The sequence below is a fragment of the Janthinobacterium foliorum genome (assembly GCF_978021625.1).
In genome coordinates this window covers 1-405 of the sequence record NZ_CDXDQE010000065.1, presented here as the reverse complement: position 1 = coordinate 405, position 405 = coordinate 1, and the positions used below count along the sequence as shown (strand labels likewise).

The 405-nt window shown below is 67.7% G+C and carries 1 protein-coding gene; it reads right to left on the bottom strand.

What is annotated here, in order from left to right; genetic code table 11:
* On the bottom strand, window positions 1–405 hold a 405-nt coding region (locus ACZ92H_RS29500; RefSeq protein WP_465051980.1), incomplete at both ends, for a POTRA domain-containing protein.

Below are 405 nucleotides of genomic sequence, written 5' to 3'. Positions count from 1 at the left end.
GCTGCACGTCGACGATCAGGTCCGAAGCGCCCAGCGAGGCGCCCGGCGCCAGCGTCGAGCTGACCTGCACGCCCGGCAAGTCCGACAGCAGCAGCAGGCGCCGCTCCAGCGGCGCCGTGGCGATCACGGTGCCGTCGAGGCCGGCCAGCAGGCTGCCGGCCAGGCCGTCGGACAGATTGCTCTGGTTGCGCAGCTGCACCTGGCCGTACTGGCCCGGCAGCACGTTGATGGTGACGACGCCATCCTTGATATCTTGCGCGGGCAGATAAGCCTGGGCGAGGAAATAGCCGCGGTTCTGGTAATAGCTGGCAATGTTGGACGCCATGGCGCGCAGTTCGCCCAGGGTCAGCTCGCTGCCCGGCACGAAGCCCGTGGTGGCGATCAGTTCGCTTTCTGGAAACACGG